Source organism: Longimonas haloalkaliphila (genome assembly GCF_055379825.1).
The window spans coordinates 3,072,605-3,089,611 of the sequence record NZ_AP043948.1; the positions used below are offsets into that span (position 1 = coordinate 3,072,605).

The 17,007-nt window shown below is 56.6% G+C and carries 12 protein-coding genes and 5 tRNA genes; 1 reads left to right on the plus strand and 16 read right to left on the minus strand.

Translation table 11 applies throughout. The annotated features are described in order from the left end of the window. Nucleotides 1-49: 49 nt before the first annotated feature. The 15 genes from rpoC to ACZ48V_RS12070 form a co-directional block, all read right to left on the minus strand. Complete coding sequence (gene rpoC / locus ACZ48V_RS12000; protein WP_464539452.1) at nt 50-4,375, minus strand: DNA-directed RNA polymerase subunit beta'; 4,326 nt, start codon at nt 4,373-4,375, stop codon at nt 50-52. 111 nt (nt 4,376-4,486) lie between these two features. After that, on the minus strand, nt 4,487-8,350 hold the full coding sequence (rpoB, locus tag ACZ48V_RS12005; RefSeq protein WP_464539454.1) for a DNA-directed RNA polymerase subunit beta: 3,864 nt from the start codon (nt 8,348-8,350) through the stop codon (nt 4,487-4,489). Nucleotides 8,351-9,163: 813 nt separating this feature from the next. After that, the gene (gene rplL / locus ACZ48V_RS12010) at nt 9,164-9,544 is read right to left on the minus strand and encodes a 50S ribosomal protein L7/L12 (RefSeq protein WP_464539455.1); all 381 of its coding nucleotides are present in this window, start codon (nt 9,542-9,544) and stop codon (nt 9,164-9,166) included. A 174-nt stretch (nt 9,545-9,718) separates the two neighbouring features. Further along, a complete protein-coding gene (gene rplJ, locus ACZ48V_RS12015; protein ID WP_464539457.1) occupies nt 9,719-10,258 on the minus strand; it encodes a 50S ribosomal protein L10 in 540 nt (179 codons plus the stop codon). A 63-nt stretch (nt 10,259-10,321) separates the two neighbouring features. Further along, nucleotides 10,322-11,035, minus strand: coding sequence for a 50S ribosomal protein L1 (rplA, locus tag ACZ48V_RS12020; protein ID WP_464539459.1), 714 nt, complete (start codon nt 11,033-11,035; stop codon nt 10,322-10,324). Between the two features lie 111 nt (nt 11,036-11,146). After that, a complete protein-coding gene (gene rplK, locus ACZ48V_RS12025; protein WP_464539461.1) occupies nt 11,147-11,587 on the minus strand; it encodes a 50S ribosomal protein L11 in 441 nt (146 codons plus the stop codon). Nucleotides 11,588-11,774: 187 nt separating this feature from the next. Then, complete coding sequence (nusG, locus tag ACZ48V_RS12030) at nt 11,775-12,332, minus strand: transcription termination/antitermination protein NusG (protein ID WP_464539463.1); 558 nt, start codon at nt 12,330-12,332, stop codon at nt 11,775-11,777. 112 nt (nt 12,333-12,444) lie between these two features. Continuing rightward, entirely contained in the window at nt 12,445-12,624 is a 180-nt protein-coding gene (gene secE / locus ACZ48V_RS12035) for a preprotein translocase subunit SecE (protein ID WP_353563732.1), read from the minus strand. 75 nt (nt 12,625-12,699) lie between these two features. Next, nucleotides 12,700-12,772, minus strand: a tRNA-Trp gene (locus ACZ48V_RS12040). Nucleotides 12,773-12,824: 52 nt separating this feature from the next. Then, entirely contained in the window at nt 12,825-14,015 is a 1,191-nt protein-coding gene (gene tuf / locus ACZ48V_RS12045) for an elongation factor Tu (protein ID WP_464539465.1), read from the minus strand. Nucleotides 14,016-14,166: 151 nt separating this feature from the next. Further along, a tRNA-Thr gene (locus tag ACZ48V_RS12050) sits at nt 14,167-14,238 on the minus strand. Nucleotides 14,239-14,336: 98 nt separating this feature from the next. After that, a tRNA-Gly gene (locus ACZ48V_RS12055) sits at nt 14,337-14,409 on the minus strand. Nucleotides 14,410-14,428: 19 nt separating this feature from the next. Beyond that, nucleotides 14,429-14,510, minus strand: a tRNA-Tyr gene (locus ACZ48V_RS12060). A 273-nt stretch (nt 14,511-14,783) separates the two neighbouring features. After that, a tRNA-Thr gene (locus ACZ48V_RS12065) sits at nt 14,784-14,856 on the minus strand. Nucleotides 14,857-14,952: 96 nt separating this feature from the next. Continuing rightward, nucleotides 14,953-15,570, minus strand: a complete 618-nt coding sequence (locus tag ACZ48V_RS12070; protein ID WP_464539467.1) for a DedA family protein — start codon at nt 15,568-15,570, stop codon at nt 14,953-14,955. Here ACZ48V_RS12070 and ACZ48V_RS12075 point away from each other — a divergent pair. Then, a complete protein-coding gene (locus tag ACZ48V_RS12075; protein WP_464539469.1) occupies nt 15,569-15,808 on the plus strand; it encodes a hypothetical protein in 240 nt (79 codons plus the stop codon). The genes ACZ48V_RS12070 and ACZ48V_RS12075 overlap by 2 nt on opposite strands. Here ACZ48V_RS12075 and queA read toward each other — a convergent pair. Beyond that, on the minus strand, nt 15,805-16,851 hold the full coding sequence (queA, locus tag ACZ48V_RS12080; RefSeq protein WP_464539471.1) for a tRNA preQ1(34) S-adenosylmethionine ribosyltransferase-isomerase QueA: 1,047 nt from the start codon (nt 16,849-16,851) through the stop codon (nt 15,805-15,807). The genes ACZ48V_RS12075 and queA overlap by 4 nt on opposite strands. Nucleotides 16,852-17,007 lie beyond the last annotated feature (156 nt).

Here is a 17,007-nt window from a genome sequence, read left to right on the forward strand (position 1 = left end):
GCGTTTCGGTCATATATGCATGTTCGCACAGGAGCGCGGGGAAGTCGACTTACTTGTTCGTCGACTTAACCGACGACTCCAGCTCTTCCTTCGTCGGAGCGCCATCTCCCGATGAACCGTCGCCACCGATGGCGGCCTGCAGTTCTTCGAGTTCGGACTTCGACCCAACCACGATGTCGCGGTACTGACGCTGTCCAGTACCCGCGGGAATCGGATGCCCGACAACCACGTTCTCTTTGAGTCCATGCAGTGGATCTTCCTCTGCACGAATGGCCGAGTTGGTAAGCACCTTAGTGGTTTCCTGGAAGGACGCAGCCGAGACGAACGAGTCGGTTGCCAGTGCCGCTTTGGTGATACCAAGCAGAACCGGACGCCCGACAGCTGGACGCGCAGAGCGCACCTGGATCTCAGGCTCGTCGTTGCGCTTCAGCTCGGAATTGAGCTCGCGCAGGCGACGGCGGCTGACTACCTCACCGATCTTGACACGATCGGAGCTACTCGGGTCGGTCACGACGAACTTGTCGTGCAGGTCGTCGTTGATGCGTGCCATCTTGTGGCGGTCGACCGTATCCTCTTCGAGGAAGTGCGTGTCGCCCGGCTCCACAATGCTGACACGCTTCATCATCTGACGCACGACAACCTCAATGTGCTTGTCGTCGATTTCCACACCCTGTAGGCGGTACACCTCCTGGATTTCGTTCAGCAGGTACTCTTGCACTGCACGCGGCCCCTTAATCTTCAGGATATCGTGCGGAGCGACCGTTCCATCACAGAGTTGGTCGCCCGCTTTCACGAAGTCGTTTTCGTGAACCAGCATATGCTTCGAGAGCGAGACCATATACGTCTTCGTCATCTCGTCTTCGCGGCTGGAGATAATCACCTCCTGCTTACCACGCTTGCGGTCTCCGAAGCTCACAATACCGTCGATTTCAGTAACGACCGCCGGATCTGACGGAGTGCGGGCCTCGAAGAGCTCTGTAACACGCGGAAGTCCACCCGTAATATCACTCTGCTTTACGGTCTGGCGCGGGATTTTGGCAAGCACTTCACCGGCCTGTACCGTGTCTCCGGCGTCAACCTGGATGCGTGCTTGCACCGGCATGTTATACTCACGCTCGTCCGAATCATCTCCGTCCGAATCAAGCTGTATGATCACAGCCGGCGTAAGCGTCCGCTTACGGCTTTCGGTGATGACCTTCTCTTTGTGCCCGGTCTGGTCATCAGTCTCTTCGCGGTAGGTGGTGCCTTCGATCATGTCTTCGAAGGCAACTTCTCCATCGACCTCAGAAAGGATGACGCTGTTGTACGGATCCCAGCTGGCCAGTACAGCGCCTTTCTCGATCTCATCGCCTTCTTCGACCATGAGTTCGGCGCCGTATGGAACCACGTAGCTGTTCACCTCGCGGTCTTCTTCATCAAGCACGATAATTTCGCCCTGACGGGTGAGCACGATTTCTTGCGCTCCCTCGCCCGAGTCGTAGGATACGGTACGCAGGTTCTGGAAGGCGACCGTTCCATCCGATTTTGCTTGCAAGGTGCTTTCAGATGCAACCGCACTGGCGGCGCCACCGATGTGAAAGGTACGGAGCGTGAGCTGCGTACCGGGTTCGCCAATGGACTGCGCGGCGACAACACCAACCGACTCGCCGACTTCGACCATCCGGTTTGTACCCAGGTTACGGCCGTAGCACAGCGTACACACGCCTCGCTCCGATTCGCAGGTGAGTACCGAGCGGATCTCAATCTCTTCGATAGAGGTTTCGGCGATGCGTTGCGCAGTCGTCTCGTTGATGAGTTCGTTCGCACCAACAATAAGCTCGTCGGTCTGCGGATCGTACACGTCGTGTACCGTAACGCGGCCGAGGATGCGCTTGCTCAGCGGAACGACGACTTCTTCGTTATCTGTTAACGCCGAGATTGTGATGCCGCGTAGCGTTCCACAGTCGTGCTCATTGATTGTCACATCTTGTGAGACATCGACCAGACGACGCGTCAGGTAGCCGGCATCAGCCGTTTTCAGCGCGGTATCGGCCAGGCCCTTACGCGCCCCGTGTGTTGAGATGAAGTACTCAAGCACCGACAGGCCCTCCTTGAAGTTAGAGAGGATGGGGTTTTCAATGATCTCACCGCCTCCTTCCCCAACGTTTTTCTGCGGCTTCGCCATGAGGCCACGCATTCCGCCCAGCTGACGAATCTGCTCTTTCGAGCCACGCGCGCCGGAGTCGGCCATCATAAAGATAGCGTTGAACCCGTCGCGGTGTTCTTTCAGGGTTTCAAAGAGCACTTCAGACACCTGGTTATTGGTCTGCGTCCAGATGTCAATAACCTGGTTGTAGCGCTCGTTGTCGGTCGTAAAGCCCATTTCGTAGTTCGACTGGACTTTGTCGACCTCCTTGTTCGCATCTTCAACCAACTGCTCCTTCTTATCGGGGACGACGATATCGGAGAGCGAGAACGTGATACCTGAGGTGGTAGACCGTCCGTATCCAAGACGCTTCATCGCATCCAGGAACTTGGCTGTCTTCTCAAAGCCTACTGTTTTCAGAATGCGCGAGATGATCGGACGCATGTGCTTCTTCGTGAGCACCTCGTTGACGTACGGGACGCCCTCGGGTACGATCTCGTTGAAGAGCGCGCGTCCTACCGTCGTATTGATGATCTCGCCAGGGTTCTGTGGATCACGCATTTCGATCTTGGCGTGCGTAGCAACAATCCCCTGGTCGAAGGCCTGGCGTATTTCATCCACCGAGGAAAAGCGGCGCCCTTCCCCTTTTTCGCCATCCTTGGCCTTCGTCATGTAGTAGAGGCCGAGAATCATGTCCTGCGTGGGCACCGTGAGCGGCGAACCGTTGGCCGGACTCAAGATGTTATGGCTCGACAGCATGAGAATCATGCTTTCGAGGCAGGCTTCGTGCGATAGCGGCACGTGCACAGCCATCTGGTCACCGTCGAAGTCCGCGTTGTACGCAGTACAGACCAGTGGATGCAGCTGAATCGCTTTGCCTTCGGTCAGCACCGGCTGGAAGGCCTGAATTCCGAGACGGTGAAGCGTGGGCGCACGGTTGAGCAGTACAGGGCGCCCCTGGATAACTTTCTCCAGGATATCCCACACTGCCGCCGTTCGTTTTTCGACATACTTCTTCGCACTCTTGACCGTCTTCACGATGCCGCGCTCGATGAGGCGGCGGATGATGAACGGCTTGAAGAGCTCGACGGCCATCTCTTTGGGGATGCCGCACTGGTGCAGCTCCAGGTCGGGGCCGATCACGATGACCGAACGTCCGGAGTAGTCAACGCGCTTCCCAAGCAGGTTCTGACGGAAGCGCCCCTGCTTGCCTTTCAGCATGTCGCTGAGGCTCTTCAGCGGGCGGTTTGAAGAGCCGCGTACCGAATTGGACTTACGGCTGTTGTCGAAGAGCGAGTCGACGGCTTCCTGCAGCATGCGCTTCTCGTTCCGCAGGATCACCTCGGGCGCCTTGATGTCGATCAGGCGCTTCAGGCGGTTATTGCGGATGATAACGCGGCGGTACAGATCGTTCAGATCGCTTGTTGCAAATCGTCCGCCATCGAGTGGCACCAGCGGGCGCAGCTCCGGTGGGATGACCGGAATCACCCGCATCACCATCCATTCTGGGCGGTTTTCCGTACGCTTGTTCGCATCGATAAAGCCCTGGACCACGTTCAGGCGCTTCAGCGCTTTGGCCTTGCGCTGCTGACTGGTTTCGGTTTTGACCTGATAGCGCAGTTCCTGCGCCAGCGTCGGAAGGTCAAGACGCTTCAGCATAGTTTCTACAGCTTCGCCCCCGATCATGGCTATGAACTTCTCGGGGTCGTCATCGGGCAAGCGGTTGTTGTCTTCCCGAATCTGGTAGAGGATGTTGAAGTACTCCTCTTCGGTAAGCAGCTGGTTCTGCTCCACACCCAGGCGCTTCGCGGTACCGGGCTGGATGACAATGTACTGCTCGTAGTAGGTGACCTTCTCCAGGTCTTTCGACTTGAGGCCGAGCAGGTGGCCAATCTTGTTAGGCAGCGTCTTAAAGTACCAGATGTGGACTACGGGCACGCTGAGCTTGATGTGGCCCATGCGCTCGCGGCGCACCGCTTTGCGTGTCACCTCCACGCCACAACGGTCGCAGATGATGCCTTTGTAGCGAATGCGCTTGTATTTGCCGCAGTGGCACTCGTAGTCTTTAACCGGACCAAAGATTTTCTCGCAGAAGAGGCCACCCATTTCCGGCTTGAACGACCGGTAGTTGATGGTTTCAGGCTTCAGCACCTCGCCATAAGAGCGCTCCAGAATATCCTCTGGCGACGCCAGGCTGATCGAGATCTTGTTGAAGTCCTTTTCGATGTCCTTTGAGTTTCCGTAAGGCATGTAGCGTGTGCTATTTGAAAGTGGCAGCTATGGGCCCGTGCTGGGAGATGCGCAGCGAGGGCATGCAGTCGGATCGGGCAGACCGCTGCATGCCCCATGCTGCATTAATGACTACTCGAGTCCGACTTCGAGGCCCAGTCCCTGAAGCTCGCGTACCAGGACGTTGAAGCTTTCTGGTACGCTCGGGGAAGGCATGTTCTTACCTTTGACGATCGACTCGTAGGCACGCGAGCGGCCCTGCACGTCATCCGACTTGTAAGTCAGCATTTCTTGCAGGGTATGCGAAGCTCCGTACGCATAGAGCGCCCAGACCTCCATTTCGCCAAGCCGCTGGCCGCCAAACTGCGCTTTTCCGCCCAGCGGCTGCTGCGTGATGAGGCTGTAGGGGCCAATGGAGCGGGCGTGCATCTTATCGTCGATCAGGTGGCTGAGCTTCATCATGTAGATCTGCCCAACCGTTGTTTTCTCATCAAACGGCTCGCCCGTCTGTCCGTCAATGAGTTGTGCTTTGCCGTCGCGTGGAAGCCCGGCCTCTTCCAGCTTGTCCGCGATGTCGTCCATCGTGGCCCCATCGAAGATCGGTGTGGCGAACTTCTTGCCGAGCTTGTCCCCCGCCCATCCCAAGAGCGTTTCGTAGATCTGGCCGAGGTTCATGCGCGAGGGCACACCCAACGGATTCAAAACAATGTCGACGGGCGTTCCATCGTCAAGGTGGGGCATATCTTCAACTGGCACGACCTTAGCGATAACCCCCTTGTTACCGTGGCGTCCGGCCATCTTATCACCGACTGATATTTTGCGCTTTCGCGCCACGTATACCTTCGCCATCTGCACGATGCCAGCGGGCAACTCGTCGCCCATCTCGACCTGGTGCTTCTCACGCTTGTGCTTACCGTCGATCTCTCGGCGGCGCACTTTGTAGTTACGCAGCAACGCGGCAACTTTCGCATTGAGATCGTCGTGGTCGGTGAACTGCGCTTTTGTGCTCAGGTCTTGTGGCTCTACGCTGTCGAGCGCAGAACGCGTAAGCTCCGCTCCTTTGGTGAGCACGTCGTTGCCATCGCGGTCTTTGATACCTCCGCTGGCCTCTCCACCTACAAGGTTGAAGAATTTATCCCAGAAGCGTTTGTCAAGATCGGCCACCGCACGGGTATGCTTCTCTTCGATCGCTTCGAGACGCTTCTCTTCCATTTTCTTCGACGCCGGGTCGAGCTGACGGCGACTGAAGAGCTTCGTGTCGATCACGACGCCATCCATGCCGGGCTTGGCCTTCAACGAAGCATCTTTCACGTCGCCTGCTTTGTCGCCAAAGATCGCACGCAGAAGCTTCTCTTCCGGTGTCGGATCGGTTTCGCCTTTCGGTGTGATCTTTCCGACGATAATGTCGCCCGGGTTCACTTCGGCGCCAACGCGGATAATACCCCGTTCGTCGAGGTCTTTGGTTGCTTCTTCCGAAACGTTCGGGATCTCACGTGTAAGCTCTTCCTCGCCACGCTTGGTGTCGCGCACTTCGTGCTCAAACTCTTCGATATGCACGGAAGTGTACACGTCGTCGGCAACGAGGCGCTCGCTGATTACGATGGCATCCTCAAAGTTGTATCCGTGCCACGGCATGAAGGCACAGAGTACGTTCTTACCAAGGGCAAGCTCCCCTTTCTCGGTGGCAAAACCTTCAGTCATGACCGTGCCTTCTTCGACCTTGTCACCGACCTGTACGATCGGCTTCTGGTTCATGCACGTGTCTTGGTTGGTGCGACGGAACTTCACGAGCTTGTACTCGCGTACCGGCTCGCCAAACGTCAGGTCGTCTTTTTCAGCGTCTTCGTCGTAACGAACAACGATGCGCTCCGCATCCACATATTCGACCTCGCCTTTTCCTTCAGCCACGATAACGGCTCGCGAATCTTTCGCGGCACGCCCTTCGAGCCCGGTACCCACGATGGGCGAATCGCTGCGCAGCAGGGGCACGCCCTGACGCTGCATGTTCGATCCCATCAGCGCACGGTTGGCATCGTCATGCGAGAGGAACGGGACGAGGCTGGCTGAGGGCGACACAATCTGGTTCGGGGCAACGTCCATGTACTCCACCTCTTCAGGCGGTACGATGGGGAAATCGCCGCGATAGCGGCAGGTAACCTGGTCGGTCTGGAAGTTTCCGTCCTTATCGATTGGCGCATTCGCCTGCGCAATGATATGACGGTCTTCTTGGTCTGCCGCGAGGTATTCAACTTCTTCGGTCACAATGCCGTCTTTCACAACGCGGTATGGCGTCTCAATGAAGCCAAACTCGTTGATCACTCCATGAACACAAAGCGAGGATATTAGCCCAATGTTGGGCCCCTCAGGCGTTTCAATCGGGCAGAGGCGTCCGTAGTGCGTATAGTGCACATCGCGCACCTCAAACCCTGCACGTTCACGCGTCAGTCCACCCGGACCAAGAGCCGACAGGCGGCGCTTGTTTGTAAGCTCGGCCAGCGGATTGGTCTGGTCCATGAACTGGCTCAACTGGTTCGTCCCGAAGAACGTGTTGATCACGCTCGAAATAGTGCGGGCGTTTACCAGATCTTGCGGCGTAAACTTGTCGGCATCGCGCAGATTCATGCGCTCCTTAATGGTCCGCGACATGCGGGCCAGGCCGAGCGAGAACTGCGACCCAAGCTGCTCTCCCACAGTTTTGACGCGGCGGTTGCTCAGGTGATCAATGTCATCGGGCGTTGTCTGTCCGTTCTTGAGCTTGATGAGCTCCTGCACAATCCCGACGACGTCGTCAAGTGTCAAGACGGTTGTATCTGGATCGACATCGATCTGCAGGCGACTGTTGATGCGATGGCGTCCTACATCACCCAGATCATACCGCTTATCTGAAAAGAAGAGGCGGTCGAGCGCATTGCGGGCGGAGTCGAGATCGGGGGCTTCGGATCCACGCAGCTGGCGGTAGATCTCGCGGAGCGCTTCCTCTTCATTGTGCGACGGGTCTTTCTTGAGCGTTTCGACGAGCGTACTCATGTCGAGCTCGTCTTCTTCACGTTCCTCACGCACCAAGTACATGCGCGAGATGTCGTACTCGCTCAGCGTTTCCCAGTCTTCCTCTTCGAGCACATGCTCGGCAGGAAGCACCACCTCACGTTCAATTTCTTCCTCAACGACCTCGCCGGTGTCCTCATCGACGATCTCGATCTTTCGTTCGATCGTAACCGAGGTAGCGAGCTCGCGGTCTACATACTCGTTGAAGTCCTCTTCGCTACTGAACTCGGCTGTGTCGGCCAGGTCAAAGAGATTAATAATCTCATCGTCTGACGAGATCCCGAGGGCGCGCAGCAGGGTTGTAACCGGCACCTTTTTCTTCCGATCGATGTACGCCCAGAGCACGTTTCGGATATCCGTCGAAAACTCCATCCACGACCCGCGGAAGGGAATCACGCGTGCGGAGAACAGCTGCGTACCGTTCGAGTGAATGTCGGTACCGAAGAAGAGCCCTGGACTCCGGTGAAGCTGCGCTACAATGACGCGCTCAGCACCGTTCACAATGAACGTTCCCCGATCCGTCATGAATGGGAGCGTGCCGAGGTACACCTCTTGTTCGATGGCTTCGATAGCCTCGTCGTCGCCGTCTTCCTCTTTGCTGGATAGGCGAAGCGTTGCCTTTAACGGCACTGAAAACGTAAGGCCTTGCGCGATGCACTCCTCAATGGTGTGCTTGGGAGCATCCAGTCCATAGTTTATGAACTCGAGCGTGTAGCGGCTGCGACTGTCTTGGATAGGAAAATGCTCGTTAAAGACGGCCTGCAGCCCTTCGTCGTCTTCTCGGTCTTCCGGCGGGACGTCGTCTTGCACAAAGTCGTGAAAGCTTTTCAGCTGGATGTCCAGAAAGTCCGGATAGTCCCACACCGTAGGGATGCGGGCAAAAGATTCACGTTCTGGAAGTTCTTCCAGGTGACCGTTGGTGACAATGTCACCGCTGAGCAGAGTGGGCATAAGCGGAGTAACTCCTTAAACAGTTGGGGAATACACGCGGGCGTGTTGCCAGTCATCGCGTTGCGGATTGATGCATGGCGCATGAAGCGTTGCTGATGGCCTGTTCCGTTCTAACATAGCCTGGGGACTCCTTTTCGGAGCCTTCAAGGCAGATGAGAAATGCAAGGCTATGTACCCATCGGTACGATACCCGAAAGTAGATCGAGCCGAACGGTAATGGCGACAGATGCTTCAACACCAAGGGGCGTTCGTCTACAGAAGATAAGCCGCACAGCAAAACAGGACGCTGAATTAGCACTTGCGGCACCACACGCGAGGGTTCGCGAATGACAGCAAAGATGAATACAGCCGGATCTTATAGTTGTTTCAGATTCTATTTTTAATCTTCAATACATTAATATATCGCGCTACCTTCACTTTATGAGCACACAAAATTCATGTGCTATGGCTTGGAGGTGCAAATCCAAGAGCGCACGAGGAAGGCTGGGATTCCGGTGGTAAGTTCGTACGCCCCGGCGTCTGAATGTTTATCCAGCACAGGTGGGCCCTTTCTTTGACTCGCTCCATTGGTGGAGGCTCTGCCAGGCGTCTGAAAACTCTTCGCGGGCTGCGCGTCGTCGTGTAACACGTCGCAGCGTCGTTTGGTTTGCATCGCTATGGCTGCATTAAAGGCATTTATCAATAGGCACATACAACAGGAGCCGACCCCGCTTGGGACCGGCTCCTGTACTCTGCAAGGAACGTGTAGGATCTGTCCTTTTGGGCACCTCAAGGGGCAAGTCGTTGCCGACTCGAAAACAGATCGACGTTGCGTTACTTGAGTTCAACTTCGCCGCCAGCTTCTTCGAGCTGCGCTTTGAGTTCGTCGGCCTCTTCGCGCGAAACGGCTTCTTTGACCGGGCTGGGGGCTTCGTCGACCACCGCTTTAGCTTCTTTGAGGCCAAGTCCGGTAATGGAACGGACTTCTTTAATCACGGCAATCTTGTTTCCGCTTACGCCCGTCAGTACGACGTCGAATTCTGTTTTCTCTTCGCCACCTTCTCCGTCGCCTCCGGCGGCTCCTGGAGCAGCAACAGCGACGCCTGCCGAAGCGGGCTTGATGTCGTACTCTTCTTCGAGATAGTTAGCAAGCTCACTGGCTTCCTGAATGGTAAGGCCAACAAGCTGTTCTGCGAGTTCTTTGATGTCTGCCATAGGTAAGTCTGTATCGGTTTCCTGCAGCGGTCTGTGCACCCGGTAAGGAGGGCACTGCGCTGCATATTAAGGGAGAATATGAATGCTGAAAGGAGTACTCGGCTCGCGTAAGCAAGACCACATACTGCTTTCTGGATCTTAGCAATCCGTATGCTGATGAGGCAGACGCCGCTGTTACGCGTCGTCGCCTTCGGCCATGCTCTTGATCGCACCAGCCAGCTGGCTGCCTGGTCCGGTAAGTGCACCGGCGATGTTCTGTGCGGGCGCCATCAGCAGCCCCACGATGTCGGCCACAAGCTCCTCGCGTGACTTCAGCTTGGAGAGGGCATCCAACGCATCGGGGCCCTCGTACAGATCGCCTTCGATATAGGCAATCTTGAGTTCGGGGCGCTCCGACTCGTTGTCTTCGAGAAAGTCTTTGATGACACGGGCAGGCTTGGCCGGGTCGTCACTGAAAGCAACGGCCGTTGGCCCGCTAAAGTGCTCGCTGAGCACCTCAATGTCGGTGTTGTCGACACGGTCAATAGCAAGCTGTGCAAGCGTATTCTTGCACACGGTGTAGTCGACACCTGCTTCACGAAAGCGAGCGCGAAGCTCGTTCGTTTCCGCAACCGTGAGTCCGGCGAAGTTGGTCAGGTAGATGATTGAAGCAGATTCGAACTGCTCGCCAAGACCGTCGATAATCTCAGCTTTTTTGGCACGCGTTAAAGGCATATCACAAGGGGTGCAAAGGTAACAAGGACCACGAAGAGGAGAACGGCCACATCAGCCGCTACATTAGCGCGTTTCCGTCAGGATCATGCTTCGCCCAACCGGGACAGGTGGCCCCATCGTGGCTGAAAGCGTAATAGAGCGGAGGTAGAGCCCTTTTGCCGACACCGGACGCAGGCGCACGACTTCTTTCAAGAAGGCTCGCGCATTCTCAGCCAGCTCTTCTGTGGCGAACGAGGCTTTGCCGATCGATGCGTGCAGGTTGCCGTGCTTGTCAACACGAAACTCTATCTTGCCTGACTTCACTTCTTCGACCGTTTCGGCAACGTTCATCGTTACCGTACCGCTTTTCGGGTTCGGCATGAGTCCGCGCGGGCCGAGGATCCGACCGAGGCGCCCGACCTGAGCCATAACGTCGGGCGTTGCGATCACAACGTCAAAGTCGAGCCAGTTCTCATTCTGGATCCGTTCAACGTACTCGTCGAGCCCTACGTAGTCGGCTCCTGCTTCTTCAGCTTCGGCCTGCTTGCTTTCGTTGGCAAGCACCAGCACGGTAGTCTCTTTTCCTGTTCCGTGCGGAAGCACAACAGCGCCTCGCACCATCTGATCAGCATGCCGGGGGTCTACGCCGAGGCGTACGTCCAGGTCAATAGATTCGTCGAATCCGGCTGTAGCCGTTTTCTTCGCGAGCTCGGCAGCGTCTGAAAGCGAGGATATGCTATCCGCGGCTTTTTCGACCGCTGCTTCAGCGTCGGTGTATCGTTTTCCTTTTTTTGCCATAGTAGCGTAGGTTGTGCGGTACGTGCGCCTGTCCAATCAACAGGCTCCCGCGTGGTTAAATTAGCGTGCGTGCAGCGATCACCGGATCAGCGGTGGGTTCGCCATCGGGACTTACCCTTCTTCAGGCTTGTCGCTCACCTTGATTCCCATTGATCGAGCTGTGCCTGCAATCATGTGCGCCCCCTGCTCAACGGTGTGCGCGTTCAGATCTTCCATCTTGCGCTCGGCGATGGCGCGGCAGTCATCCCACGAGACCGTCGCCACTTTCTGGCGAAGCGGGTCGCCTGCGCCGCTTTCGATGCCGGCAACCTCTTTCAGGAGTACGGAGGCAGGCGGACTCTTAACGATGAAGTCGAACGACCGGTCGGCGTACACGGTGATAACAACCGGGAGCAACAGGCCCATCTGGTCCTGCGTTTCTGCATTAAACTTCTTGCAGAACTCCATGATGTTCACCCCGTGCTGCCCGAGCGCAGGGCCAATGGGCGGTGCAGGGTTGGCCTGTCCGGCCTTGATTTGCAGCTTAATCTGCGTATTTACTTGCTTTGCCATAAGAATCTGTGCGGTTCAGGCGTCTGATTGACTCCCGCAGCTTCGTTTGTGAGGGTAGGTTTGCACAAGAGTACACACAAAAACACCCGCGCAGTAAACGCGGGCGAAACGTTTTTCGTCGCGCTGCGCATGAGACCGAAGGTGTGTTGCTTCGGATACGCATGCGTCGCATCTCGCACAGGCAGCTTTACTCTTCGTGTTCTACCTGCAGGTAATCAAGCTCGACTGGAGTTTTACGGCCGAAGATAGATACCATAACGCGAACCTTCATTTTTTCAGGATAGACTTCTTCGACAAACCCGTTAAAGCTGTCGAACGGGCCATCTACGACCTTTACAGGATCCCCAACTTTGAATGGTATTTCGGGCTGCTCGCCCATCTCTTCGGCGCGGTCCATGCGCCCAAGGATGCGCTGCACCTCGTCGGGACGCAGCGGCGTTGGTTCATCGCCCGTGCCGGAGGTCAAAAATCCGATTACAGATGGAAGCCCCGTTACCGTGTGCTGAAGCTTGTCAGTCAGGTCAGCATGAAGCAGGATGTAGCCCGGAAAGAAGGTCTTTTCCTTCGTCTTCTTTTTGCCACCCCGCATCTCGAAGACCGTTTCTGTAGGAATGAGCACCTCATCCACGAGGTCTTCTATATCCAAGCGCTCTAACTCGCTCTCCAGGAAGCGTCGCACCTTCTTTTCGTGACCCGAAAATGTACGGAGCACAAACCATTTTTTTGGGGCGTTTCCGCTTGGCATGGAGACTGGGTATTCGTGACGAGCAAAAACGAGAGGGATGCGAAACGGGGGATTCCGTAGCGATGCACACGATTAAAGGGTGGTATGCACCGTCTAAAGATGCCGTATTCGCTTAATAGATCAGATCCATAATGGTACTGATGATCTGGTCAGCCACGAAGATATACCCAGAGATCATGACCGTACCCAGGAGGGTAATCAGGGTGCTACTGACAAGCTCATCGCGGCTTGGCCAGCTCACCTTGCGCATCTCAGACACGACTTCCTGGAGGTATTCACGAATCCACGTCATAATGTGTGGGGTGTCTGCGAGACTGTCTTTTCGAATGACAGCCCGGGTTCAAAGGAAAATACTCCGTATCGGCTGCACGGGCGGCAGGACTTGAACCCGCAACCGGCGGTTTTGGAGACCGCTGCTCTGCCAATTGAGCTACGCCCGTGTGTCGGGAGCCTTGCCTGCGGCAAGACTCCCAGATTATGCAATGTTTTTTCTTAGTCGAGGATTTCGGTAACGACACCGGCGCCGACCGTGTGGCCGCCTTCGCGGATCGCAAACCGCAGCCCCTCTTCCAGAGCCACCGGCTGGATCAGCTTCACCGTGAACGTCGCGTTGTCGCCCGGCATCACCATCTCAACCCCTTCCTCCAGGTTGATGTCCCCCGTCACGTCCGTCGTGCGGAAGTAAAACTGTGGGCGATACCCCGGGAAGAACGGCGTGTGGCGCCCGCCCTCGTCTTTCGACAGCACGTATACCTCACACTCAAACTCCTTGTGCGGCGTCACCGAACCCGGCTCCGCAACAACCATCCCGCGCGAAACCTCTTCTTTCTTGATGCCGCGCAGCAGCAAGCCCGCGTTGTCGCCGGCTTCGCCTTCGTCCAAGGTCTTGTTGAACATCTCAATCCCGGTGATCGTCGAGGTCAGCTTCTCCTCTTCAATCCCCACGATGTCCACGTCGTCGCCCGTCTCGATGCGGCCGCGCTCAATCCGGCCGGTCACGACCGTGCCGCGCCCGGTGATCGAGAAGATGTCTTCTACCGGCATCAAGAACGGCTTGTCAACGTCGCGCTCCGGCGTCGGAATGTAGCTATCGACCGCTTCCATCAGTTCCATGATCTTCGCCTCCGCGTCGGCGTCGCTTTCCAGCGCCTTCAGCGCCGAGCCGCGAATCACCGGAATCTCGTCGCCCGGAAACTCGTAGCTGGAGAGCAGGTCGCGCACCTCCATGTCCACCAGCTCCAGAAGCTCCTCGTCGTCGACGAGGTCAACCTTGTTCATGAACACCACCAGGTACGGCACGCCGACCTGGCGCGCCAGGAGGATGTGCTCACGCGTCTGCGGCATCGGGCCGTCGGTGGCCGCTACCACGAGAATCGCGCCGTCCATCTGCGCCGCGCCCGTCACCATGTTCTTGACGTAGTCGGCGTGGCCGGGGCAGTCCACGTGGGCGTAGTGCCGATCTTCGGTCTCGTACTCAACGTGGCTCGTGGCAATCGTAATGCCACGCTCGCGCTCTTCCGGCGCGTTGTCGATCGAGTCGAACGTCCGCTCGGCTGCGCCGCCAACCTGCTCCGCGAGCACCTTCGTGATCGCTGCCGTCAGCGTCGTCTTGCCGTGGTCCACGTGCCCAATCGTTCCGATGTTTACGTGCGGCTTCTTCCGCTCAAATACCTCCTTCGCCATAACCGTCGTATGTTTTCCTGAAGTTGAGGGTGATATAGGGTTCTCTGCCTAAAAAGGGCATGCGCACGCATCAATGCAAATGCGGTGCGAAACGCAGCGCAGTGCGTAATGCCGTGCACAACAAGCGCGCGGTCGATGCCGACGCATGGTGAGCCGCCTCCCGGATTTGAACCGGGGACCCCTTCCTTACCATGGAAGTGCTCTACCTCTGAGCTAAGGCGGCAGACTGATGTGCAGATCCCTGCCTAGCGCTTTCCCTGCCTGCGCAGCGCGCATCATTCAAGAAAGCGACAGGGGTACTTTATGACATCTTATGTATTGAGCGGGAGACGGGATTCGAACCCGCGACCCTCAGCTTGGAAGGCTGATGCTCTACCAGTTGAGCTACTCCCGCTGGTCAACTTTAAAAATAGTGGGCAGGGTAGGATTCGAACCTACGAAGGCATAGCCGGCAGATTTACAGTCTGCTGCGTTTGACCGCTTCGCTACCTGCCCATACGTGTTTGCGCTCACTCACGAACAGGCCTCGGGAGTACCGCTCGCGAACATCGCGCTATATTTTACTGCTTCGTTTTCAGAGGCAATTATAAGTGAGTACGGCGCCTGTGTTGCTGTACTCTGCGTGAAATCTGCAGTGGCAGACTCACCTGCACATCTCGGAAACTGGCAAGCCATGCACCGCTTGCTAGTCAGCGAATGCCAGACTATGAAAAGCAGCACAGCTTCGCAAGGTTCCTTGCGTGCGCTCCTCGTGAAGACTGACAGTAGAGCTGACGAAGGGACTTGAACCCCCAACCTGCTCATTACAAGTGAGCTGCTCTACCAGTTGAGCTACGTCAGCTTATTTGCGGTGCTTCAATATGCAGAACCCGCTTTCTGTTTCCACACAAACAATGTGCTGTGCGTGAAAGATTTACTTCCTCCGCCCGGGCCACGCTCACTGCTTCTGCATATACTTGCGTATCCCCCACACCAGAACGGCAAGACCCAGGAGTCCAATAATTATGCGCCCATAGGCTTCAAGGTACTCTGCCACTACCGGCCAGTTGTCGCCGACGGTATACCCGGCATACGCAATGATGAGCGTCCACACAAACGCGCTCAACGTAGCAAAGAAGAGCGTTTTCCAGGCCGACATCTTAGAGATACCAACGGCGATTGATATGACCGATCGGGCCCCACTTAGAAAGCGGTTTGCAGCCACGACGCCATACCCGTACCGATGTATCCACCGCTGCACGCGTCCGATGCTTTCTCGTGGCACCCACGTGTAGCGCTCGTTCTCGAGGATGCGTGTGCCCAGCACCCGCCCGATGACATACATGTTCATAAAGCCGACAGCTCCTCCGATCGTGGAAAGCAGCACGACCGTCTCGAAGTTCAGATGTCCGAGCCCGGCCAGGTAGCCGCCAAGCACAACGATCATATCTCCGGGGATAGGCGGCATCACGTTTTCGCCGTAAGCGATGGTGAGCACGATAACGTACCCCCAGAATGGCGGAAGGGCCAGCATCCAATCAACCCATACGTCAAGGTCAAAAATCCACTCGGGCATGCACAGAACGTCTAACCGGTTAGAAGTAAACTACGGGCGCGTTCGTACCGACCTGTTTGCAGCAGACGCACCACTGCTGCATGCCCGTGTGGCTGAAGGCTCGTCGTTAAACGCGGAGCGCGGTGCTCCGCAGCTAAATCCTGCAGCAGAAGCACCGCGCTTGCGATCGGACCGTGGCGCCAACAAGGACTTGCTGCACGTACGCACAGCATTCCTTCTTATCGTAGCGGTTGCTTAGCGGATCAGCATAGCATCCCCAAATGAGAACAGCTGATACTCTTCGTCGAAGGCTTCCTGGTAAAACTCCATCGTGAAGTCGTACCCGGCAAAGGCAGAAACCATCATGATAAGGGTGCTCTCCGGGCGGTGGAAGTTCGTAACCATCTGATCGGTGATCTGGAAATCGTACGGAGGATAGATGAACAGGTCGGTCCAACTGGAGTCGGCTTTCAGTTCCTGGTTTGCCGACAGGCTCGACTCTATGGTCCGCACCACAGTTGTGCCAATGGCTGTTACCGTGTTCTCTTCGCTCCGCAGCGCGCGGTTCACCGCTTCAGCCGTCTCTTCTGGAATCGTGTACTGCTCCGAGTCCATGCGGTGCTTGGTCAGGTCTTCTACTCCAACGGGGCGGAACGTGCCGCGTCCCACATGCAGCGTGACCTCAGCCACGTGCACGCCCTTGTCTTTGAGGCGCTGAATGAGCTCAGGTGTAAAGTGCAACCCGGCCGTAGGCGCTGCGACTGCGCCGCGATGCTCGGCAAAGATGGTCTGATAGCGATCGCGGTCTTCTTCTTCCACCTCGCGGTTGATGTACGGCGGCAGAGGCGTTTCGCCCAGCTCGCGAATTTTGGCATACAGCTCCTCGTTCGTCCCCGTGAAGTGCAAGCGCAGGGTGCGTCCGCGCGAGGTGGTGTTGTCGATGACCTCCGCCGAGAGCTCGCGGTCGAAGTAGAGCTTGTTGCCAATCCGGATCTTCCGCGCCGGGTCGACCATCACGTCCCACAGCCGGCTCTCCGGGTTCAGCTCGCGCAGCAGAAAGACCTCAATGCTTGCGCCGGTCTTCTTTTTCTTACCAAATAGCCGGGCCGGATACACCTTGGTGTTGTTGACGACAATCACGTCGCCCTCCTTGAAGTAATCGGGCAGTTTGTTGAACACAGTATGCTCAACGGTTTTGTCTTCGCGGTTCACCACCATAAGGCGGCAGGAGTCGCGGGGCTCCGCGGGGTACTCGGCAATGAGTTCTTTAGGGTAGTCGTAACTAAACTCCGATCGTTTCATGGACAAGGGTGCTAACTAAAAAGATAAAGGATGTACACTTGGGACAGCTCCGCACGGGGGCGGCGCCTCTTGGGCGATTGGAAAACCAAAACCCAAACAGGCTCTAAATTGGCATTGATCCCGATTCGACCGTGGAAAACGTAGGCAGACGAGCCC